Here is a 22,461-nt window from a genome sequence, read left to right as displayed (position 1 = left end):
GGAAGGTAGAACTGACATGACTGACAATAAGAACAGCATCGACGGCCAGTTGATTACCGGCACAGAAAGTCTGCGTGTTTTCGAAGGGCTCAACCGCGGCATGTCACGCCGCCACGCGTTGCAGATGCTGGGGTTGGCCGGGGTCGCGGCAGCAGGTGCCGGCAGCTTGTTTGGCGCGGCCGGCAAGCTGTTGGCCGATGACACCGCAAGCCCCGGCAAGGGCAAGCCCGGCGGACGTATCCGCGTTGCCGGCATCACCAGTTCCACCGCCGACACCCTGGACCCGGCCAAAGGCTCATCGTCCACCGATTATGTGCGCCACTACATGTTCTACAACGGCCTGACCCGTTTCGATAGCCACATGGTGCCGCAACTGGAACTGGCTGAACGCATCGATACCACCGACGCCACGCTCTGGGTGATCACCCTGCGCAAGGAAGTCACGTTCCACAACGGTAAAGGGTTGACGGCGGCGGACGTGGTGTTTTCGCTGATGCGGCACAAGGATCCGATCACCGGATCCAAGGTCTTGCCACTGGCGTCGCAGTTCGAGGAGGTCAAGGCCAACGGCACCCACGAAATACAGATCCGCCTCAGCGGTCCGAATGCCGAGCTGCCGTCGATCCTCGCCGTTTCCCATATGTTGATCGTGCCCGAGGGCACCAGCGATTTCAGCCAGGGCATCGGCACCGGTCCGTTCAAGGTCAAGGAATTCAAGCCCGGTGTGCGCTCCATCGGCGCGCGCAATGCCAACTACTGGAAACCCGGCTTGCCCTATCTGGACGAGATCGAATTCATCGGTATTGCCGACGAGCCGTCACGGGTCAACGCGCTGCTGTCCGGCGACGTGCAGATCATCAACGAGGTCAACCCGCGTTCGACCACGCGTATCAAGGACAGCGCTGGCCACCGGGTCGTCGATTCGCCGTCGGGCAACTACACCGACTTGATCATTCGCCAGGACCAGATGCCAGGCCAAAGCCCGGAATTCACCGAGGCGATGAAGTTGCTGCTCGATCGCGAGCAGGTCAAGTCGGCGATCTTCCGGGGCTTCGCCAGGGTCGGCAATGATCACCCGATCGCCCCCGGTGCGCGCTTCTTCAACGCCGACCTGCCACAACGCACCTACGACCCCGAGAAGGCGCGCTTCCTGCTGAAGAAAGCCGGCATGGAAAGTATCAGCATGCCAGTCATGTGTTCGCCGGCCGCCACCGGTTCGGTGGACGTCGCCGTGCTGCTGCAGCAATCGGCCAAGGAAGCCGGGCTCAAGCTCAACGTCAACCGGCTGCCGAGCGACGGCTACTGGTCCAACCATTGGGCCAAGCACCCGCTGAGCTTCGGCAACATCAACCCGCGGCCGAATGCCGACATGCTGTTCTCGCAGTTCTTCCAGTCCTCGGCGCCGTGGAACGAATCCGGCTGGAAAAACCCGCAATTCGACCAACTGCTGGTGCAGGCAAGGGGCGAAACCGACGAGGCCAAGCGCGGCAAGATGTACGCCGACATGCAGACGCTGGTGCATGACCACAGTGGCATCGGCATCCCCGTGTTCATCAGCAACATTGACGGCGTCGACCAGCGCGTCAAGGGCTATGGCACCAACCCGCTGGGCGGATTCATGGGCTACATGTTCTCCGAGCAAGTCTGGCTGGATGCTTGATGAGCGTTGTCTGGCTCCGCGACCTGGCAAGAGGATCGGATGATGAATAGCAACACATTGTGGTTGATCGGCCGGCGCCTCGGCGCCGCGATCGTAACCCTGCTGATCGTCTCGATGGTGGTGTTCGCCATCACGGCGGTATTGCCGGGAGACGCGGCGCAACAGTCCCTCGGACAGTTCGCCACGCCTGAACAAGTGGCGGCCCTGCGGGTGAAAATGGGCCTCGATCAGCCAGGTGTGTTGCGTTACCTGCACTGGCTGACCAGCCTGCTCAGTGGTGACATGGGCGTGTCGATTTCCAACGCCGTGCCGGTCAGCGAGCTGATGGCCGGACGCGTGCCCAACACCCTGATGCTCGCCGCTGCGACGGCGCTGGTGTCGGTGCCGGTGGCGCTGATCCTGGGCATCGGCTCGGCGATGGGCCGGGGCGGGCGCATCGACAGCGTGCTGAGCTTTTTCACCCTGACGATGGTGGCGGTGCCGGAGTTTCTGGTCGCCACGCTGGCAGTGCTGATCTTCGCGGTCAACCTCGGCTGGCTGTCGGCGTTGTCCTATTCCAGCGAGGTCACGTCGCCGCTGCAATTCATGCGCACCTACGCCTTGCCGGTCATGACGCTGTGCTGCGTGATCGTCGCGCAGATGGCCCGCATGACCCGGGCGGCGGTGATTGACCAGCTCGACAGCCCCTACGTGGAAATGGCCCGCCTCAAAGGCGTGAGCCCGATGCGGGTGGTCTTGCGCCACGCCTTGCCTAACGCCATCGGTCCCATCGCCAATGCCATCGCCTTGAGCCTTTCCTACTTGCTGGGCGGGGTGGTGATCGTCGAGACGATTTTCAATTATCCGGGCATCGCCAGCCTCATGGTCGACGCCGTGACGAACCGCGACATGGCCTTGGTCCAGGCCTGCACCATGCTGTTCTGCACGGCGTACCTGATGCTGGTGCTGATTGCCGACCTGTGCGCGATCCTGTCCAATCCGAGGCTGAGAAACCAATGAACAATCTCATTGTGAAAGCCCCGCCTGCCGCGCCTGAACTGGCTTATGGCAAGGTTTCCCATGGCACCGCCTGGCTCGGCCTGCTCGGTGCCGCGATGTGTCTGATCTGGTTGTTGGTGGCGATCTTCGGCCCCTGGCTGGCACCACATCCGGTTGGCGAAGTGGTCTCCGACAACGTCTTTGACAGCCTCAGTGCTGCTTACCCGCTGGGCACCGATTATTTGGGCCGTGACATGCTCAGCCGGATCCTGGTGGGCGCGCGGTTTACCGTCGGCCTGGCTTTGGTGGCGGCAGTGTTGGCGAGCGGTTTGGGCACCAGTTGCGCGCTGCTCTCGGTGGTGTCGCCGAAGTGGCTGGACGAGCTGATCAGCCGCCTGATGGACGCCTTCATCTCGATTCCGAGCAAGATGCTCGCGCTGATCATGGTCTCGGCCTTCGGCTCCTCGGTAACGCTGTTGATTTGCACGGCGGTGCTGAGTTTCACCCCGGGCGCGTTCCGCATCGCTCGCAGCATGGCGGTGAACATCGAGGCCCTTGAGTACGTGCAAGTGGCCCGCACCCGTGGCGAGCGCCGGCTGTACATTGCCTGCGTAGAGATCCTGCCAAACATGCTCAACCCGGTGTTGGCTGACCTCGGCCTGCGCTTCGGTTTTATCGTGCTGTTGCTCAGCGGCATGAGTTTTCTCGGCCTCGGCGTGCAACCGCCGGACGCCGACCTGGGCTCGCTGGTGCGGGAAAACATCGGCGGCCTCAACCAGGGCGCGCCGGCGATCGTGATTCCGGCCTTGGCCATCGGCACCCTGACGATTGGCGTCAACCTGTTTATCGACCGCCTGTCCTCGCGGCGCAATCGACGTTCGGGAGGTCATTGAGATGAGCGAATTGATTCGAGTCGAAAACCTGCGAGTGGTCGCCTGCGGCGAACGCAGTGAAGTGGAGATCGTCAAGGGCGTCAGCTTTTCCCTGGAAAAAGGCGAGGTGCTGGCGTTGATTGGCGAGTCCGGCTCCGGCAAGACCACCATCGCCCTGGCACTGCTCGGCTATGCCCGACGCGGCTGTCGGCTGGCTGGCGGCGTGGTGCGGATCGGCGAGCATGACATGCTCGCGCTGAGCGAAGGCGAGCTGCAACGGCTGCGCGGTAATCGCGTCTCCTACATCGCCCAAAGCGCCGCCGCGGCGTTCAACCCGGCGAAAAAACTCATTGATCAGGTGGTGGAGGGCGCCTTGATCCACGGCCTGGGCAGCCGGGCGGTGCTCGAAGCCAAGGCCATCGAATTGTTCCGCGACCTGGCGTTGCCCGACCCCGAGCGCATCGGCCAGCGCTACCCCCACCAAGTCTCCGGCGGGCAATTGCAGCGAGTGATGGCGGCCATGGCGCTGATCAGCGATCCGCTGCTGGTGGTGCTCGACGAACCGACCACCGCCCTCGATGTCACGACTCAGATCGACGTGTTGCGCGCCTTCAAGCGCGTGGTGCGCGAGCGTGGCGCGACGGCGGTCTATGTCTCCCATGACCTGGCGGTCGTGGCGCAGATGGCCGATCAGATCGTGGTGCTCAACGGCGGACAGATCTTCGAACAGAGCGCCACCACGCCGCTGCTCAAGGGCCCGGCTCATGCCTACACCCGCAGCCTGCTGGCGGCGGCGCGGCCGGACACGACGATCCGTCCGCCCTGCGGCGTGGCCGAGGATGCGCCACTGTTGACCATCCAAGGCCTGACCGCCGGCTACGGCAACAAGAACGCGCAGGGCATGCCGGCGATCCGCGTGCTCGAAGGCATTGACCTGACCGTGCGGCGAGGCCAGGCCATCGGCGTGATTGGCGAATCCGGCTCGGGCAAATCGACCCTGGCCCGAGTGGTTGCGGGGCTGCTGCCTCCGGCCCTCGGCGGGCTGACATTTGATGGAGCGCCGCTGGGCGGCAGCCTGTCCGAACGCACCGCTGACCAGTTCCGGCGCATCCAGATGGTGTTCCAGAACGCCGACACCGCGCTCAATCCGATGCACAGCATCAGCGCCATCTTGAGCCGGCCGCTGAAGATGTATTTTGGCCTCAAGGGCGCGGCCCTGCGCGAGCGCATCGGCGAGTTGCTCGACCTTGTCCGTCTGCCACGGGACTTGGCCGAGCGCCGCCCGAGCGAGTTGTCCGGAGGGCAGAAGCAGCGGGTCAACCTGGCCCGGGCGCTGGCGGCCAAGCCGGATCTGATCCTTTGCGATGAAGTGACGTCGGCGCTCGACACCGTGGTCGGCGCGGCGATCCTGGAGTTGCTGCGCGACCTGCGCCAGCAACTGGGCGTCTCGTACCTGTTCATCAGCCACGACATCTCCACCGTCCGCGCCCTGTGCGACGACATTGTGGTGATGTACAGCGGCCACAAGGTCCAGGCGGGCACCCGACAATCGTTCGCCCAGGCGCCGTTTCATCCTTACACCGATTTGCTCATTCATTCGGTCCCGGAGTTGCGCCAGGGCTGGCTGGAAACCTGCGGCGCCACCACCTGCGGCACGCTTCCATCGTTGGGGCCAAAGGCCAATGAACCAGAGCTGTGCACCTTCCTCAACCGCTGCCCGGTGCGGGTCGATGGCCTGTGCAACCGCACCGCGCCACCTCGACGGGTGATCGACGGCGGCAGCGAAGTGCTCTGTCATCACGACAGCGGCGAGCTGCTCAAGAGCCAACAGGATACGAACAGCATGATCGTGGGAGCCTACGCATGAACGCGCGTTTTGTGAGGTTGGCCGAGCAAGGCCGACCCGTCGTCAACTTGCAGGTGGATGGCGTGCCCATCGAAGCGTTGCAGGGCGACACGTTGATGGTCGCCTTGCTGACCCGCGGCCCGGCGCTGCGCCAGTCGGAGTTCGACCCGGGCAGCCGTGCCGGTTTTTGCCTGATGGGCGCGTGCCAGGATTGCTGGGTCTGGACCCGCAGCGGCGAACGCTTGCGCGCCTGCTCCCAGGAAGTCCGTGAGGGGCTGGACATCATCACTCAACAACCGGAGGCAGTATGGCCACTGCGCGGATAGTCATCGTCGGCGCCGGGCCGGCCGGCATTCGTTGCGCCCAGACCTTGGTCGCGGCGGGCTTCAAACCGGTCCTGGTCGACGAGAGCCGGCGTGACGGCGGGCAGATCTACCGTCGCCAGCCTGAAGGGTTCACCCGCGACTACGCAACGCTGTACGGCACCGAAGCCGACAAGGCCCGCGACCTGCATGAGAGCTTCGATCGCCTGCGCCCACAGATCGATTACCGCCCGGACACGCTGGTCTGGAACCTGACGCCAGGGCAACTGTGCTGCGTCAGCCAAGGCCAGCATTCAACGGTGGAGTACGACGCGCTGATCCTCTGCACCGGCGCCACCGACCGCTTGATGCCCATCAAGGGTTGGCAATTGGGCGGCACCTACAGCCTCGGCGGCGCTCAGATCGCCTTGAAGGCCCAGGCGGTGTCCATCGGTCATCGGGTGGTGTTCATGGGCAGCGGGCCGTTGCTGTACCTGGTGGCGAGCCAGTATGTGAAAGCCGGGGCCCAGGTTGCGGCGGTGCTGGACACTTCGCCGCTGGGCAAGCGCATCCAGGCCTTGCCCAAACTCATGGCGCGTCCTGGATTGCTGTTCACCGGCATGAAACTGCTGGCGCAGTTGTATCGGGCGAAGATCGCGGTGCACCTCGGGGTTTCGCCGTTGCAGGTGCTCGGTGAGCCGGCCACAGGCGTGAGTGGCGTTCGCGTGCGCACCGCGAACGGCGAGACGCTGACGGTGGATTGCGACGCGGTGGCGCTCGGTTATCACCTGCGCCCGGAAACTCAACTGGCCGATCTGGCCGGGTGTCGACTGCGCTTCGACGAGGCGTCTGGGCAATGGCTGCTGGAAACCGATGATGAGGGCCGGACCACGGTCAGCGGTGTCTATGCGGCGGGTGATGGTTCGCGGATCCGTGGCGCGGATGCCGCCGAGCACGCCGGGCGCCTAGTCGCCATGGCCTTGCTCAGTGACCTGCAACAACCGGTGGACGCGGTACGGATGGCCGAGGCACGGCGGGCCTTGGGCGTGATGGATGAATTTCGCCTCGGCCTGGCCCAGGCGTTTCCCTGGCCGGCGGCGCAGGCCAAGGCGTTGCCGGACGAGGCCATCGTCTGCCGATGCGAAATGATCACCGCCGGCGAGCTACGCCGCACCGTGAGTGAAAAAGGCGCGTGTGAAGTCAACCGGGCCAAGGCGTTCAGCCGGGTCGGCATGGGCCGCTGCCAGGGGCGCTATTGCTCCCAGGCCGGGGCCGAAGTGATCGCCGCAGCGGCGGGCGTGCCGGTGCAACAGGTCGGGCGTCAGCGTGGTCAGGCACCGGTCAAACCGCTTTCGATGTCGACCCGGGAGGTGACACCATGACCGTTGATAAAGCCGACGTGATCATTGTCGGTGGTGGGGTGATGGGCTCGGCGTCGGCGTTTTTCCTGCGCCAACGGGGCCAGTCGGTGATCTTGCTGGAGCGCGACCAGATCGGTCAGTACGCCAGCGGTGTGAACTTCGGCAACGTGCGGCGCCAAGGACGATTTCTTGGCCAGCTTGAATTGGCGAACCGTTCCTTTGCGCTGTGGAAGCGGTTACCGGAGCTGATCGACGACGACCTGGAATTCATCCCCAGCGGGCATCTGCGCGTGTGTTATCGCGAGGATGAAGTCGCTGAGCTGCAAGCCTACGCCGATGCGCCCGAAGCCCGGCAGCTGGATTTGCAGATCTATCAAGGCAACGAATTGCATACGCGCTTTCCGTTCCTCGGCAAAGACGTCAAGGGCGGTTCCTACGCGCCCCACGACGGTCACGCCAACCCGCGCCTCGCGGCACCGGCGTTCGCCCGGGCGGCCCGACGACTGGGGGCGCGGATCGAGGAACGCACGGAAGTCGCCGAGGTGCAAAAGGCCAACGGTGAATTCAGCGTCACCACCACCGATGGCCGCCGGTTCAGCGCCGCGCAGCTGTTGATCACGGCGGGCGCCTGGGGGCAAAAGCTCTCGGAGCAATTCGGCGAGCCGGTGCCGCTGGCGCCGAACGGCCCGCAAATGGCCGTCACCGAACCGGTGCCTTACGCCTTGCCGACGGTGATCGGGGTGTTCACCAAGATCCCTGAAGAAGTGATCTATTTTCGCCAGATTCCACGGGGCAACATCATCATCGGCGGCGGCTATCGCCGCGTGCCGGACATGCTCAACCGCCGCGCCTACGTCGAGCCACGCAGTATTCTCAACCAACTGGAGCAGATGCGGCGCCTGCTGCCGGGCGTCGGCAACCTCAACATCATCCGCGTGTGGAGCGGCATCGAAGGCTACCTGCCCGACAACCTGCCGATCATGGGCGCCAGCGGCAACGTCGACGGCTTGTACTACGCCTTCGGCTTCAGCGGCCATGGCTTCCAACTCGGCCCGGGCGTCGGTGACGTCATGGCCGAACTGATCAGCACCGGCAGCACCAGCACGTCAATCGAACCGTTCTCCATCCGCCGGTTCGCCCCATCCGTCGAACAACGGAGCAAGGCCTCATGAAACCCCGTGTGCAAGCCATCTTCGAACGTCTGCTGGCGTTCGAAACGGTCTCTTCGGAGTCGAACATGGCGCTGATCGAATACGTGCGCGATGTGCTGCTGGGCAAGGGCATCGAGTCGCTGATCGTCAAGGACGAGAGCGGCAAGAAGGCCAACCTGTTCGCCAGCACCGGTCCACGGGAATTACCCGGTGTCCTGTTGTCCGGACACACCGACGTCGTCCCGGCGGTGGGGCAGGCCTGGACCGTCCCGGCGTTCCAGGCGACGTTCCGCGATGGCCGGGTCTACGGGCGTGGCAGCTGTGACATGAAGGGCTTCATCGCCCTGGCCATCGACGCCATGCTCGACGCCGCCGATCATTCGTTGAACCGGCCGCTGCAATTGGCGCTTTCCCACGATGAAGAAATCGGCTGCGTGGGCGTCCGACGCCTGCTCGACGTGCTGCACCTGGCGCCGGTGCGGCCGTTCCTCTGCGTGATCGGCGAGCCAACCAACATGCAGTTCGTACTGGGCCACAAGGGCAAGGGCTCCTACCACACCTACTGCCGTGGCCTGGAGGCCCATTCATCCCTGGCGCCGCGCTCGGTCAATGCCATCCACGTGGCGTGCGACTTCATCGCGGCGTTGCGCCGCAGCCAGCAGCAATTGCAGGAGCAGGGCGCCCAGGATGCGGATTACGACGTGCCCTACAGCACCGTGCATGTCGGGCAAATCGTCGGCGGCAAGGCGCTGAACATCGTGCCGAACCTGTGTACGCTGGATTTCGAAGTGCGCAATCTGCCGGCCGATGATCTGGATCAATTTTTGGAGCACCTGCGTGAGCAGGCCGAGGTGATCGTTCGCGAGGCGAAGAAGCTTTCGAGCGTGGCGGACATCGAGATCCAGACGTTGAATGTCTATCCGGGGCTCGATACGCATCCGAGTGTTGAGGCGGTGCGTTTTCTCAAGGACTTTGCTGCGCCGGGTACGGGGACGGCGAAGGTGTCTTTTGGGACTGAGGGTGGGTTGTTCAAGCAGCGGTTGGATGTGCCTGTGGTGGTCTGTGGGCCAGGTTCGATTGAGCAGGCGCATAAGCCTGATGAGTTTATCGAGGTGAGTCAGATGGAGGCGGGGGAGCGGTTTTTGGCGCAGGTGCTCGGTTCTCTAAAGCTCTAGCGCTATGTGTGTATATCCATTTTTTTGGTAACGGCTGCTGGCGGTTTCGCTTTTACAGCGACTCACTTTTGTGAAGCCCGGAAGCCGGCCCAGTCAAAAGTAAGCAAAACGCTTTTGCCCCACCACTTGGTGCCTCGCTAAGGCTCGGCATGCCCTCACTCCGGCGTTGCTCCGTGGGCCCGCCGCGAAGGCCCATCCATGGGCCAGCGCGGCTATCCCGGCATCCATGCCGGGATACCCACTCCACAACGCCTGCGTTCGGCCATCGTGGTTAACGGGGCGCCCGAGATCAACGTCCACCGCGAGGCGGCCTGATAGCCGACCTGGTTTTGGTTGGAACCGCGTTTCTTCTGGGGGAGCCTGCTCGCGATGGCAGTTGGCAGTCGCAGTTGGCAGGATGACGAAAGTACCTTGATCTTCACTCCCACAAGCAAACGCCGCTTTCGAGAGCAAACGATAAACCTGTGGCGAGGGAGCTTGCTCCCGCTGGGCTGCGCAGCAGACCCAAAACCATTCAGCAAGGTGTATCTGGATAATCGCAGGGTTGCGTTTTACGGCCGCTGCGCAGCCGAGCGGGAGCAAGCTCCCTCGCCACGGGTATCGTTTTTCTTGAATGCCGCAGCAAGCAGGCCCGCACAGGAAAAACGCAATCCCACCCAAACCAGGTCGGCTATCAGGCCGCCTCGCGGTGGACGTTGATCTCGGCGCCCCGTTAACCACGCTGGCCGAACGCAGGCATTGCGCAGTGGGCATCCCGGCATGGATGCCGGGATAGCCGCGCTGGCCCATGGATGGGCCTTCGCGGCGGGCCCACGGAGCAATGCCGGAGTGAGGGCACACCGAGCCGAGGCGAGGTGCCGAGTGGTGGGGCAAAAGCGCTAATGAGATGGTCAGCCCGGCGAGAATCTCAGGTCTAAACTTCTGAGGTTCTCCCTTTTCCTGAGGAGGCTTTCTCATGAACAGCGTGACGCTTCTAGGCATCGACATTGGCAAAAACAGCTTCCACTTGCATGGCCAAGATGCGCAAGGCCACATGGTTCTGCGCAAGAAGCTTAATCGCAGCCAGTTGCTACCGTGGCTAGCACAAATACCACCCTGCAAAGTCGCCATGGAATCCTGTGGCGGGTCACAGTTTCTGGCGAGAGAAATCACCAAGCTCGGCCATCAGGTCCAACTGATTGCGCCACAGCATGTAAAAGCTTACGTCACGGGCAACAAGAACGATTTCATTGATGCCGAAGCTATCTGCGAAGCCGCATCACGCCCCAGAACGCGCTCTGTGCAGGTCAAGTCGGTCGACCAGCAGGTATTGTCGACGGTGCATAAATTGCGTAAATCACTGGTAAGTCGACGCACCGGCGTGATCAACCAGGTGCACGGGTTCTTATTGGAGTTTGGCGTTATCTTTCCCGCCGGCTATGCCGCGCTGGATCGGGTTCCTACATTGATGGAAGAACACAATCTACCTCTGCGCCTGAGGCAGGCTATTAATCGGATGCTTGATGACATTCGTCAATTGACCAGCGAAATCAAAGCGCTGGATACCGAGATCAAGCAGCAGGTAAACAGGAGTGACGCCGGCAAAAGATTACAGAGCGTCCCCGGCATCGGCCCCCTCATCGCTAGCGCGTTGGTGGCCGATGTCGGGGATGCTTCGATGTACAAATCGTCCCGAGACTTTTCGGCCTCCCTGGGGTTAGTGCCGCGGCAATACTCGACTGGGGGGCAAACCACGTTACTGGGTATTAGCAAGCGTGGGGATCGGTATTTGCGAACCTTGTTGATGCAGGGCGCCCAAACCCTGCTTTACCGAATCGATAAACGAAACGATGCGCTCGGCGTCTGGGCTAGAAACCTTTTGGCCCGAAAACCAATCAACAAAGTTGCCTGTGCTCTGGCTAATAAAATGGCCAGGATCGTCTGGGCGCTGTTGACCAAAGGTGGCACCTACAACGGGCATTTCACTGCGTGATCCAGTTTTACCACCGGCTTTTGCGACGTCAGTAAGTGATGGCGATAAACGGCAAATATCCTGGCTGAGAACCTGATAAGCAAAGAAGCTTTCGAAGCTGAAGCGCTTTTAAGGACAGGCAGGAGCGAATACTCATCAAGGGCCGAGCGCGTACCCGCGCTCACATGGAGCCCGGATACATTAGCGCAAGCCTGATTTACCGTTCATCGTGACTGAGTAGCAAAAGGTAGGCTGACCATACATTTGGTTACTTTCGCGCTCTTCGAAAGTGAGTCGCTGTAAAAGCGAAACCATAATCAGCCATCACCAAAAAACGGATATACACCCAAATTACCGGGGACGCTCAGAAAAAACGCAACCGCAGCCCCTCGGTATAGCCTGCCGTCCCACCCCAAAACTTCAGCATCCAACACCGCCCAACCCCCACTTTCAGCATCCTGCGCCGCAGCGTCTCCCTAGACTGGAACTACCTCGGAACAGGACACGACCATGCTCACACAACACCTGAAAGACCCCAGCCTGCTGGCGGAACTGGCCTATATCGATGGACAGTGGATCGCCGCCGACGATGGCGCCACCCTCGACGTCATCAACCCAGCCACTGGCCAAACGCTTGCCCGCGTCCCCGCGATGCAAGGCAATGAGACCCGGCGCGCCATCGAGGCCGCCGAGCGTGCCTGGCCGGCGTGGCGGGCGCGTCCGGCGGCGGAGCGGGCGGGGCTGTTGGAGCGTTGGTATCAAGCCATGATGGACAACTTCGACGACCTCGCGCTGATCATGACCTATGAGCAGGGCAAGCCGCTGAGCGAAGCCAAGGGCGAGATTCGCTATGGCGCCGGGTTCGTCAAATGGTTCGCCGAAGAAGCCCGCCGGATCTATGGCGAAACCATACCGGCCCCCAGCGGCGACCGTCGCCTGCTCACGCTCAAGCAACCGGTGGGTGTCTGCGCCGCCATCACACCGTGGAATTTCCCCAATGCGATGATCACCCGCAAGTGCGCGCCGGCCTTGGCGGCGGGGTGTCCGGTCATCGTCAAGCCTTCGGACCTGACGCCCTTGTCGGCGCTGGCATTGGCGGTGCTGGCCGAGCGGGTCGGGATTCCGGCTGGGGTCTTCAACGTCGTGACCGGGCTGCCTGTCGGTATTGGCGAAGAGCTCACCAGCAACCCCACGGTACGGAAGATTTCCTTCACCGGTTCCACGGCGGTCGGCCGATTGCTGATGCGCCAGAGCGCCGAGCACATCAAGCGGCTGAGCCTGGAGCTGGGCGGCAACGCGCCGTTCATTGTGTTCGACGACGCGGACCTGGAGCAGGCCGTGGTCGGTATCATGCAAAGCAAGTTTCGCAACGCCGGCCAGACCTGTGTCTGCGCCAACCGCATCCTGGTGCAGGACGGTATCTACGAACGCTTCGCCGAGCGCCTGGTGCAGGAGGTGCGCAAGCTCAAGGTCGGCAATGGCCTTGAAGCCGATGTCATGATCGGCCCGTTGATCAACCCGGCGGCGGTGAGCAAGGTCGCCCGGCATATCGACGATGCGCTGAGCCAGGGCGCGCGATTGTTGTGTGGCGGCATTCCCCAGGGCGACAGCCAGTTTGTCGAGCCGACGGTGCTGGGCGACGCCCATGCCGGGATGCTGCTGGCCAACGAAGAAACCTTCGGCCCCGTTGCCCCGCTGATGCGCTTTACCACCGAGGAAGAGGCCCTGGCCCTGGCCAATGCCACGCCTTATGGCCTGGGCGCTTATTACTTCACTCAGGACCTGCGCCGTTCATGGCGGTTCGGCGAGGCGCTGGAGTTCGGCATGGTCGGCCTCAACACCGGGATCATTTCCATGGAGGTCGCGCCCTTCGGCGGTATCAAACAGTCGGGCCTGGGCCGCGAAGGCAGCAAGTACGGCCTGGATGAATACCTTGAAGTCAAAGCCTTCCACATCGGTGGGTTGTGATGTGGCCATCGTTTGAACGGACCCTTGGGAGTCATGATTGATGAGCAAACCCTTTCGAATCGCTGCGATTGCCGGTGATGGCATTGGCAGGGAAGTGCTGCCCGAAGGCCTGCGCGTATTGGAGCAGGCCGCGAAGAAGTGGCAGTTGGACTTGAACATTGAAGTGCTCGATTGGGCCCACTGCGATTATTACTTGGAGCACGGGCAGATGATGCCCGCCGACTGGTTCGAGCAACTCAAGGGTTTCGACGCCATCTACTTCGGCGCCGTGGGTTGGCCGGACAAGGTCCCGGACCATATTTCCCTGTGGGGCTCGTTGCTCAAGTTCCGCCGCGATTTCGACCAGTACGTGAATATCCGCCCGGTGCGCCTGTTTCCAGGTGTACCGTGCCCGTTGGCCGGACGAGAGGCGGGGGATATCGATTTCGTGGTGATCCGTGAGAACACCGAGGGTGAATATTCATCGGTCGGCGGCAAGATGTTCGAGGGCACCGAGCATGAGTTCGTGCTGCAGGAATCGGTGTTCACCCGCCGAGGCGTCGACCGGATCCTCAAGTTTGCCTTCGACCTGGCCCAGGCTCGACCACGCAAGCGCCTGACGGCGGCGACCAAGTCCAACGGGATATCCATCAGCATGCCGTACTGGGATGAACGCACCGCGTTGATGGCCGAGCACTACCCCGAGGTGACCTGGGACAAGCAACACATCGACATCCTCTGCGCGCGTTTTGTCTTGCAGCCGGACCGTTTCGACGTGGTGGTTGCCTCGAACCTGTTCGGCGATATCCTCTCCGACCTGGGCCCGGCCTGCGCCGGAACCATCGGTATCGCGCCGTCGGCCAATCTCGACCCGGAGCGCCGCTTTCCATCGCTGTTCGAACCGGTGCACGGCTCGGCGCCAGACATCTACGGGCAGAACATCGCCAACCCGATCGCGATGATCTGGTCCGGCGCGCTGATGCTCGATTTCCTCGGCAATGGCGATGAACGTTATCGCGCGGCCCATGACGGGATTCTCCAGGCTATCGAGCAGGTGATTGCCCAAGGACCGATCACCCCGGACTTGGGCGGGCAAGGCTCGACCCAGGACGTCGGCAAGGCTATCGCTTCGGCGCTTTGAGGGCCTGGCGCACTATCGCCAGCCCATGTGGTCGTAACCTTCAACGCATCCGTGCTTGAACGTTATGACCCATGGAGACCCAATGAATCAGGACGTCCCGAACACCGATACCAATCGCCGCCAATTGCTGCAGATCATCGCCGGGCTGTCTGACGGCGTGATCCTGGTGGAGGTCGACCAGACCATCGCCTGGGCCAACGAAGCCGCCTTGACCATGCACGGCGTCAAGGAGCTTGAAGAGCTGGGTCGCAATGCCAAGGCGTACGCCCAACGCTTCAACCTGCGCTACCGCAACAATCATTCGCTGCCCGAGGAAAACTACCCGATCGCCCGCGTGGCGCGCGGCGATGAATTCACCGACGTGCTGGTGGAAGTCACACCGGTGGCGGATCCGGACCGCACCTGGGTGCACCGCATCCGCAGCATGGTGCTGACCGACCGTAACGACGAACCGGAATACCTGGTGCTTATTCTCAGCGACGCCACCGAGTGGGCCAGCGCTGAACAGCGTTTCGAGAAGACCTTCGGCGCCAACCCGGCGCCGGCGGTGATCTGCCGTCTCAGTGACCTGCGCTACATCAAGGTCAACGCGGGATTCCTGGAAATGACCGGCTACAGTCGCGAGCAGGTGATCGGGCGTTCGGTGTACGAGTTGGATGTGCTCGAGGCGGCCGAGAAGCGCGCCCTGGCCATCGAGCGCCTGGGGCAGGGGGTGACCATTCCGCAGATGCAGGCGGAGATGCGCTTGCCTGACGGCACCAATAAACAGGTGATCGTTGCCGGTCAGCCGCTGGACCTGCACGACGAGGACTGCATGCTGTTTTCCTTCATGGACATGGAACCGCGGCGCAAGGCGGAAACGGCGTTGCGCCAGAGCGAGGAGCGTTTTGCCAAATCGTTTCGCCTGTCCCCGGTGCCGACCTTGATCTGCAGCGGTGAGCAGCAGCTGCTGGAAATCAACGAAGCGTTCCTCCAGACGACGGGTTATAGCAGCGAGGAGCTGCTGGGCAAGACCGTGGATGAAATCGGGTTTCTTGACAAAGGGGCGGGCGCGACACTCTTTGCCCGGCTGGAGAAGACGGCCACGGTGTCCCGCGTCGACGTCAAGGTGCACAAGAAGGGCGGCGAACAGATCGATTGCGAAGTGGCGGCCGACACCGTGCTCATCCAGGACAAACCGTGCTACTTGCTGGTGCTGATGAACATCACCGAACGCAAGCGCTCGGAGCTGGAGCTGGTGGCCGCCATCGAGGAAGTGATGAAGGACGCCTCATGGTTCAGCCGGACCCTGATCGAAAAACTGGCCAATGTAAAAAGCATCAACGCGCAGTCGCCGACGACGTCTTTCACCGAACTGACGGCCCGGGAGCGTGATGTGCTGGGGCTGATTTGCGAGGGACTGGCGGATAAGGAAATTGCCGCGCGTTTGAAGTTGGCCCCCAATACCGTGCGCAATCATGTGGCAACGCTCTATTCGAAACTCGACGTCCACAGCCGCAGCGAGGCGATTGTATGGGCGCGGGAACGCGGCTTGTTCGCCAATGAATGGCGGATGAAGGCACAATGATAGCCAGTGCAAATGCACCTGGCGCGCTGGTGCAAATTCGGGTTTTGCTCGGACTGTAACCTCCTTAGGCTGAAAGGGTGCGGTGTTCCTGTTGATGCCGCGTCCCCCACGAAACAGTCAAGGAATACGCCACGATGTACAGCAAACCCCTTCAAATCGAGCGCGAAAGGACGTCTGGACAAGCCAGGAGGCAAGGGGCATCCACCGCTCTCTTACGACGCCGAAGCTGAGGTGCACGCCATGACCCATCTGGCTCCTCTGCGCGCCCGTCTCGAAACAAACTTTGCCCCTCTGTCCTGCGAGTGCAACCTCAACGGCGATGGCACGCTCACCATCCGCCTGTATCACCGGGAAAGCGGCGAGGTTGACCTGGTGGTCAGCGGTATGAGCGTCGACAGCATCCGGTCCGAGGAAGGCTTGGCCAAGCTGATCGATGAACTGCGGTACGAGCTGCACAACACGCCGTTGCATCGCAGCAGCGATCCCGCCTGAAGCTGAACTCGCCACAGGTGCCGGGACCCTACAACAACGTCGCCCGGCAATCGAGCACCAGACGCGCGCCTCCCGACTCGCTGCGGTCCACCTCCAGCGTGAACCCGTGCAAGCTGACAATCGCGGCGACGATCGACAGGCCCAGGCCGAATCCGCCGTGCTGGCTGCTGCCCTCGGCGCGATAGAAGCGCCGGAACACCGCCTTGCGTTCTGCCTCGGGGATACCGGGGCCGGAGTCGATTACTTCGATGCGCGTGCTGTCGCCCTGATCGACGCCTCGCAGGATCACCTTGCCGCCCGGCGGGGTGAACTTGATCGAGTTGCTCAACAGGTTTGACACCGCTTCGAACAGCAAGGCCCGATCGCCGTTGAGCAAGGGCAGGCTGTCGGGTATTTCCAGGATGAAGACCAGTTCGCCTTCTTCAGCCAGCGGCAGGTAGAAGTCGTGCAATTCCTGCAACAGCGGCAACGGGTCGAGGCGCACGAAGCCAGAGCGGCGCTGTTGATCCTCCAGCTCGGAAATTCGCAGCAAGCCGCGGAATCGCGCCATGAGCGTGTCGGTCTCGGCGATCACCTGGTCCATCTGCAGCGCTTCGGCAGAGCCGTCCGCCGCCTCTTGCTGGATGCGATAAAGCTGGGCGCGCAGGCGTGTCAGCGGTGTCCGCAGGTCGTGGGCGATGTTGTCGCACACGCCTTTTACTTCATTCATCAATCGTTCGATGCGGTCTAGCATGGCATTGACGATGGCGGCCAGCATGTCCAACTCATCGCGACGACTCGACAGCGGCAGGCGATGCTTCAGATCGCCGGCGACGATTGCTTCGGCACTCGCCTGCAAGGCACGAATGCGCCGCAGCGGACGGCGGCGCAGCAGATGCCAGCCGGCAACGCCTGGCAGGATGGTCAGCGACACGCCCCAGAACAAGGCGTGCAGGATGATCCGCGTCACCGCGAACAGCGAGCCGTTGTCCCGTGCCAGTACCAGCCAGCGACCGTCCTGGGTCCGGGTCGCTACCGCATCGCAACTGTCGGACGGCACGCCCGGATCGTCGGAATCGACGCAGCCACCAAGCATGTGGATCTTGCCATCCAGGGGCAGGTCGGCGGGAATGCGCTGGATCGGCCCGCTCAAATGACGCAGTTGCGGATCGAACAGGCCGTAGGCGTCGACGCCGCGCTCATCCAGGGTCAGGCTGGCCATCAGCGCGTCTTCCAACTGATCGCCGTGGATGCGGGCAAACAGATGCTGGCGCTGCATCAGGGAATGCTTGGCGAGGCTGTCGAGATAGCCGAATACCTCGTAATACATCACGCCCATCAGGATCGCGCTCCAGAGCACGAACAGCGCACTGTAGAGCGCCAGCAGGCGGCTGCTAGAGGAGCGCCAGCCCTTAGCGGGGTTCAGCAATGACATAGCCGGAACCTCGTACCGTGCGGATCAGCGGTTCCAGGCCCGGCGGGTCGATCTTCTTGCGCAGGCGACCGATGTGGACATCGATCAGGTTGGTGCCCGGGTCGAAGTGATAACCCCAGACTTCCTCGAAAATCATCATGCGCGAGAGGATCTGGCCGCTGTTGCGCATGAGGAATTCCAGCAGCTTGTACTCGGTGGGCAGCAGGCTCAGCAATTGGCTGTTGCGGCTGGCTTCGCGGCTGATCAGGTTCAGCTCCAGGTCTGCCACCCGCAGCACGGTTTCCGGTTCGCGGGCGCCATTGTTGCGCCGCAGCAGCACTTCGACGCGGGCGGCCATTTCGTCAGTGGCAAACGGCTTGGTCAGGTAATCGTCGCCGCCGGCGCGCAGCCCGCGCACGCGTTCGTCGACATCGGAAAGGGCGCTGATCATCAGGATCGGCGTGGCCACGCCCATGGTCCGCAACGTGGTGACGATCACCAGACCGTCGAGCTCGGGCAGCATGCGGTCCAGGGTGATCAGGTCGTAGTCACCGCTGACGGCCCGTTCCAGGCCTTCGCGGCCATTGTCGACCCAATCGACGTCCAGGCCGTTGCGGGTCAGTTCGGCGACGATCTCACGGGCGGTCACGGCGTCGTCTTCGATGGTCAGGATGCGGTTCATGGGCAGTTCCGGGTGAGGAAATTGGAGCGACTGCGCAGCATTCTGCCAAATAATACCTGTCGGCTTTCTGAAAAAAAGTTCATGGACGCCGACAAGGAGCCCGCCGTATCCATTCGTTATTCCACCGGCGTGCTGACAAACGCTTCCAGCCCTTCGGCATAGCCGGTAAACGCGCTGATCTGCGGGAACGCTTTGCCTTGCACCTGGTCCGCGACCAACAGATTAGTGAAGGTCCAGGCCACCGCAACGGTAATACCGGCCTGATCGAGCGAGCCGTCAGTGGGCAGCGGTTGTTTGGCGAGGGCCTGTTCCAGCGCCTCATAGGCCGCGAGCAGTTGGCCGGATACCCGCTCGACCCATGGCGCATGCTGGATTTCCGTCGGTCGCAGGGTGCGTTCGTAATAGATCTGCACCGACTTCTCGCACGCCGCCAACGCCAGCCCGATCAACTGCAGCGATCGCAACCGTTGCCCTGGCTCGGTCGGCATCAGGCTGTTCCCGGGCCCGGCCAGGGTTTCCAGATAATCGATGATCAAGGTGGAATCCATCAGCACCGAGCCATCGTCAAGCACCAGCGTCGGTGCCTTGACCACCGGATTGATGCTCTGGAAGTGCTGGAAGTGCCTGAACACCGAGACCGATTCATGTTCCAAGGCGATTCCCAGGCGTTTGGCGGAAATGGCGACGCGTCGTACGTAGGGTGAGTCCAGCATGCCGATCAGTTTCATGGTTTTCCCTTCAGCGGTTTGGCAGGTCAGGGGTCAATCCTCGAACCCGACCTGTTCATGGATTTCATCGACCTTGAGTTCCAGCCGGTACGCCACGGCAATGAACAACGCCTGGCACAGGCACAACGTGGCACTCAAGGAACGGAACGCGAACGAGCTGCCTTCATTCACCAACAATACCGCATTGGCCCGCTTGGCCAGGGGCGACAGGTTGCTGTCAGTGATGATCAGTGTCTTGGCCTGGTGATGCTGGGCGATGCGCAGGCAATGCTGGGTTTCCTTGCCGTAGGGCGTAAAGCTGATGGCGATGACCAGGTCGTTGGCCCGCACGCTGCGCATCTGCTCGCGATAACTGCCGCCCAGGCCGGAGACCAAATGGATGCGCTTGTTGGTGTGTTGCAGGTTGTAGACCAGGTAATCGGCCACCGCGAATGAACGGCGTACACCGACGACATAGATGTTATCGGCGTTGACCACCAGGTCGACGGCCTTTTCGAACGCTTCGTCGTCCAGCTCGAGCCCCAGGCGCTCGATGCCCGACAGTGTGGCATTGACGCATTCGCGTGCCAGGTCGCCGGCGCTGGCTTTCTGCGACTTGTTGGCGATCATGCTGCGAATGCGTTGCTGGTAGTTCTGTACCGGCGTGGTCTTGTGGGTATACGCCTCGCGAAACAGTGCCTGCATTTCGCTGAAGCCGCTGAAACCGAAGCGTTGCGAAAACCTGACGATGGCCGACGGGTGTACTTCGCACTCCCGGGCGATGTCGCTGATGCGGTCGACCATGATCCGGTCGCTTTGCTGGCTCATGTAGCTGGCGATGCGTTTGAGCTGGCGCGGCAGGCTTTCGTATTCCTCGGTAATCAGTTGCAACAGCCGCTCGGCGTTGACCGGTGGGCTGGGGAGGGCGGCTTCGGACGCGCTCTCGGACGGCGCCGGCAGATCGGGGCGGGTCATAGGAAATCCTTCTGGCTTGTTCTTATAGGGCACCCCGCAGATCGGGTAGGCCCTCGACAATAGGTTGGCTGGTCGCAGTCTACAGCGTAGGCGCTGGGAAAATCAGCGGCAGACAACGTTGTAACGCCTGCTGAAACGATGCACTGCGTCTGGCTCGCTTGAGCAGTAGCGTATTGGAAAAAATATTCCATGATAAAAATTTATGGAATAAATATTGATTATTGCCGCCCGCTCGTTTTAGTCTGCTTCCAACAAAGCGTTGGCGTCGGTTCCGGCGCCAAGCGCAGGCTGATAAAAATAACAGGAGCCAGCATGGGCCAGACTCGTTTTGCCAGTGGGCGTCAATTGGATGTGATCTGCCTCGGACGCCTGGGCGTCGATCTCTACGCGCAGCAAATCGGCGCGCGCCTGGAAGATGTCAGCAGTTTTGCCAAATACCTCGGCGGCTCGTCTGCCAACATCGCCTTCGGCACGGCCCGCCTGGGACTCAAGTCGGCGATGCTGAGCCGGGTAGGCGATGATCACATGGGGCGTTTTCTGGTCCAGTCCCTGGCGCGTGAAGGTTGCGATGTCAGCGGCATAAAAGTCGATCCTGAACGCCTGACGGCCATGGTCCTTTTGGGGATCAAGGACCGGGAAACCTTCCCCCTGGTGTTCTACCGGGAAAACTGCGCGGACATGGCGCTACGGGCCGAAGACATCGACGAGGCGTTCATCGCGTCCAGCAAGGCGCTGCTGATCACCGGCACGCATTTCTCCACCGAAGGCGTCTACGAGGCGAGTATCCAGGCGCTGGACTTTGCCGAGAAACATCAGGTCAAGCGCGTCCTCGACATCGATTACCGCCCGGTGCTCTGGGGCTTGGCGAGCAAGGCCGATGGGGAAACCCGTTTTGTCGCCGACCGCAAAGTCAGCCAGCACGTCCAAGGCATCCTGCCGCGTTTCGACCTGATCGTCGGCACCGAAGAAGAGTTTTTGATTGCCGGCGGCAGCGAAGACTTGCTGACCGCGCTGCGCACCGTACGCTCGCTGACGGCGGCCACCCTGGTGGTCAAGCTCGGCCCGCAGGGTTGCACGGTGATCCACGGCGAGATTGCGAACCGACTGGAGGACGGCGACATCTATCCCGGCGTGCGGGTCGAGGTGCTGAACGTGCTCGGCGCGGGTGACGCGTTCATGTCGGGCTTCCTCGCCGGTTGGCTGGAGGACGCGAGCGATGAGCGCTGCTGCCAGTTGGCCAATGCCTGTGGTGGTCTGGTGGTGTCGCGCCACGCCTGTGCCCCGGCCATGCCGACCCGGGCCGAACTCGAGTACTTATTCGACAGCCCGGTACCGATCACCCGGCCGGACCAGGACGTCGTGTTGCAACGACTGCATCAGGTCAGCGTACCGCGCAAGATCTGGAAGCAGCTGTTCGTTTTTGCCTTCGACCATCGTTGGCAGTTGGTGGAATTGGCCCAGAAGAGCGGGCGCGACCTCGACAGCATCGGCCAGCTCAAACAACTGTTCATCCAGGCCGTGGAGCGGGTCGAGGCCGACCTGCAACGCCAGGGCATCGATGCCGACGTCGGCCTGTTGGCCGACCAGCGTTTCGGCCAGGACTCGTTGAACGCCGCCACCGGACGTGGCTGGTGGGTGGCGCGTCCGGTGGAGGTCCAAGGTTCGCGGCCACTGGCCTTCGAGCATGGACGGTCCATTGGCAGCAACCTGATCGCCTGGCCGCAGGAACAAATTATCAAGTGCCTGGTGCAATTCCACCCCGATGACGAGCCGCTGCTGCGCCTGGAACAGGAGGCGCAACTGATGGGCTTGTACAAGGCCTCCCAGGTTAGCGGCCATGAATTGCTGCTGGAAGTCATTCCGCCGAAGGATCACCCCTCGGCCCATCCGGACGTGCTCTATCGCGCGCTCAAGCGCCTCTACAACCTGGGGATCTTCCCGGCGTGGTGGAAAATCGAAGCCCAGACCTGCGATGAGTGGAAGCAACTCGACGAACTGATCCAGGCGCGTGACCCGTATTGCCGGGGCGTGGTGCTGCTGGGCCTCAACGCGCCCGCCGCCGCGCTGGCCGAAGGTTTTCGGCAAGCCAGCCAAAGCACCACGTGCCGGGGTTTTGCCGTGGGCCGGACGATTTTCCAAGAACCGAGCCGGGCCTGGTTGGCCGGGGAAATCGATGATGAAACGTTGATTCGGGACGTGCAGGGCAGGTTTGTGGAATTGATCGAGGCCTGGCGCAGCGCCCGTGCTTGATGGATGTTGCG

The 22,461-nt window shown here is 62.2% G+C and carries 18 protein-coding genes; 14 read left to right on the top strand and 4 right to left on the bottom strand.

The window, feature by feature from the left end; genetic code table 11:
* Nucleotides 1-16: 16 nt before the first annotated feature.
* The 13 genes from HU742_RS15275 (at nucleotide 17) to HU742_RS15215 (ending at nucleotide 16,443) form a co-directional block, all read left to right on the top strand.
* Entirely contained in the window at nucleotides 17-1,660 is a 1,644-nt protein-coding gene (locus HU742_RS15275) for an ABC transporter substrate-binding protein (RefSeq protein WP_186645303.1), read from the top strand.
* Nucleotides 1,661-1,702: 42 nt separating this feature from the next.
* Entirely contained in the window at nucleotides 1,703-2,659 is a 957-nt protein-coding gene (locus tag HU742_RS15270) for an ABC transporter permease (protein ID WP_186615531.1), read from the top strand.
* Complete coding sequence (locus tag HU742_RS15265; protein WP_186641828.1) at nucleotides 2,656-3,531, top strand: ABC transporter permease; 876 nt, start codon at nucleotides 2,656-2,658, stop codon at nucleotides 3,529-3,531. Before HU742_RS15270 ends, HU742_RS15265 begins: the two co-directional genes overlap by 4 nt.
* A 1-nt stretch (nucleotide 3,532) precedes the next feature.
* Nucleotides 3,533-5,377, top strand: a complete 1,845-nt coding sequence (locus HU742_RS15260) for an ABC transporter ATP-binding protein (protein WP_186645301.1) — start codon at nucleotides 3,533-3,535, stop codon at nucleotides 5,375-5,377.
* Complete coding sequence (locus HU742_RS15255) at nucleotides 5,374-5,682, top strand: (2Fe-2S)-binding protein (protein WP_186615525.1); 309 nt, start codon at nucleotides 5,374-5,376, stop codon at nucleotides 5,680-5,682. Before HU742_RS15260 ends, HU742_RS15255 begins: the two co-directional genes overlap by 4 nt.
* Nucleotides 5,664-7,040, top strand: a complete 1,377-nt coding sequence (locus HU742_RS15250) for an FAD/NAD(P)-dependent oxidoreductase (protein ID WP_186645299.1) — start codon at nucleotides 5,664-5,666, stop codon at nucleotides 7,038-7,040. Before HU742_RS15255 ends, HU742_RS15250 begins: the two co-directional genes overlap by 19 nt.
* On the top strand, nucleotides 7,037-8,191 hold the full coding sequence (locus HU742_RS15245) for an NAD(P)/FAD-dependent oxidoreductase (RefSeq protein ID WP_186641825.1): 1,155 nt from the start codon (nucleotides 7,037-7,039) through the stop codon (nucleotides 8,189-8,191). Before HU742_RS15250 ends, HU742_RS15245 begins: the two co-directional genes overlap by 4 nt.
* Nucleotides 8,188-9,345, top strand: a complete 1,158-nt coding sequence (gene argE / locus HU742_RS15240) for an acetylornithine deacetylase (protein ID WP_186645297.1) — start codon at nucleotides 8,188-8,190, stop codon at nucleotides 9,343-9,345. Before HU742_RS15245 ends, argE begins: the two co-directional genes overlap by 4 nt.
* A gap of 955 nt (nucleotides 9,346-10,300) precedes the next feature.
* Nucleotides 10,301-11,317 carry an IS110 family RNA-guided transposase gene (locus HU742_RS15235; RefSeq protein ID WP_186645355.1) on the top strand — a complete coding sequence of 339 codons (1,017 nt, stop codon included), beginning with the start codon at nucleotides 10,301-10,303 and terminating at the stop codon, nucleotides 11,315-11,317.
* 489 nt (nucleotides 11,318-11,806) lie between these two features.
* On the top strand, nucleotides 11,807-13,264 hold the full coding sequence (locus tag HU742_RS15230; RefSeq protein WP_186640024.1) for an NAD-dependent succinate-semialdehyde dehydrogenase: 1,458 nt from the start codon (nucleotides 11,807-11,809) through the stop codon (nucleotides 13,262-13,264).
* A gap of 40 nt (nucleotides 13,265-13,304) precedes the next feature.
* The gene (locus HU742_RS15225) at nucleotides 13,305-14,384 is read left to right on the top strand and encodes a tartrate dehydrogenase (protein WP_186640026.1); all 1,080 of its coding nucleotides are present in this window, start codon (nucleotides 13,305-13,307) and stop codon (nucleotides 14,382-14,384) included.
* A gap of 82 nt (nucleotides 14,385-14,466) precedes the next feature.
* Nucleotides 14,467-15,951: a helix-turn-helix transcriptional regulator gene (locus HU742_RS15220; RefSeq protein WP_186640028.1), complete on the top strand. Its 1,485-nt coding sequence runs from the start codon at nucleotides 14,467-14,469 to the stop codon at nucleotides 15,949-15,951.
* A gap of 240 nt (nucleotides 15,952-16,191) precedes the next feature.
* On the top strand, nucleotides 16,192-16,443 hold the full coding sequence (locus HU742_RS15215) for a DUF1652 domain-containing protein (RefSeq protein ID WP_186640030.1): 252 nt from the start codon (nucleotides 16,192-16,194) through the stop codon (nucleotides 16,441-16,443).
* A 28-nt stretch (nucleotides 16,444-16,471) separates the two neighbouring features.
* Here the strand turns inward: HU742_RS15215 and HU742_RS15210 are convergent, their stop codons facing one another.
* The 4 genes from HU742_RS15210 to HU742_RS15195 all read right to left on the bottom strand — a co-directional run bounded on the left by HU742_RS15210 (nucleotide 16,472) and on the right by HU742_RS15195 (nucleotide 20,200).
* The gene (locus tag HU742_RS15210) at nucleotides 16,472-17,857 is read right to left on the bottom strand and encodes a sensor histidine kinase (protein ID WP_186640032.1); all 1,386 of its coding nucleotides are present in this window, start codon (nucleotides 17,855-17,857) and stop codon (nucleotides 16,472-16,474) included.
* A complete protein-coding gene (locus tag HU742_RS15205) occupies nucleotides 17,835-18,518 on the bottom strand; it encodes a response regulator transcription factor (protein WP_186640034.1) in 684 nt (227 codons plus the stop codon). The genes HU742_RS15210 and HU742_RS15205 overlap by 23 nt, the downstream gene beginning before the upstream one ends.
* Nucleotides 18,519-18,634: 116 nt before the next feature.
* On the bottom strand, nucleotides 18,635-19,246 hold the full coding sequence (locus HU742_RS15200) for a glutathione S-transferase (RefSeq protein ID WP_186644642.1): 612 nt from the start codon (nucleotides 19,244-19,246) through the stop codon (nucleotides 18,635-18,637).
* A 33-nt stretch (nucleotides 19,247-19,279) separates the two neighbouring features.
* Nucleotides 19,280-20,200: a MurR/RpiR family transcriptional regulator gene (locus HU742_RS15195; RefSeq protein WP_186640038.1), complete on the bottom strand. Its 921-nt coding sequence runs from the start codon at nucleotides 20,198-20,200 to the stop codon at nucleotides 19,280-19,282.
* A 312-nt stretch (nucleotides 20,201-20,512) separates the two neighbouring features.
* Between HU742_RS15195 and HU742_RS15190 the strand changes: the two genes are divergently transcribed.
* Complete coding sequence (locus HU742_RS15190) at nucleotides 20,513-22,450, top strand: bifunctional 5-dehydro-2-deoxygluconokinase/5-dehydro-2-deoxyphosphogluconate aldolase (RefSeq protein WP_186644641.1); 1,938 nt, start codon at nucleotides 20,513-20,515, stop codon at nucleotides 22,448-22,450.
* Nucleotides 22,451-22,461: the final 11 nt, after the last annotated feature.

Origin of the sequence: Pseudomonas marvdashtae, assembly GCF_014268655.2 — a bacterium.
Classification (GTDB): domain Bacteria; phylum Pseudomonadota; class Gammaproteobacteria; order Pseudomonadales; family Pseudomonadaceae; genus Aquipseudomonas; species Aquipseudomonas marvdashtae.
Note: the sequence above shows the minus strand (reverse complement) of the source record. Positions and strands in the feature narration are given on the sequence as shown.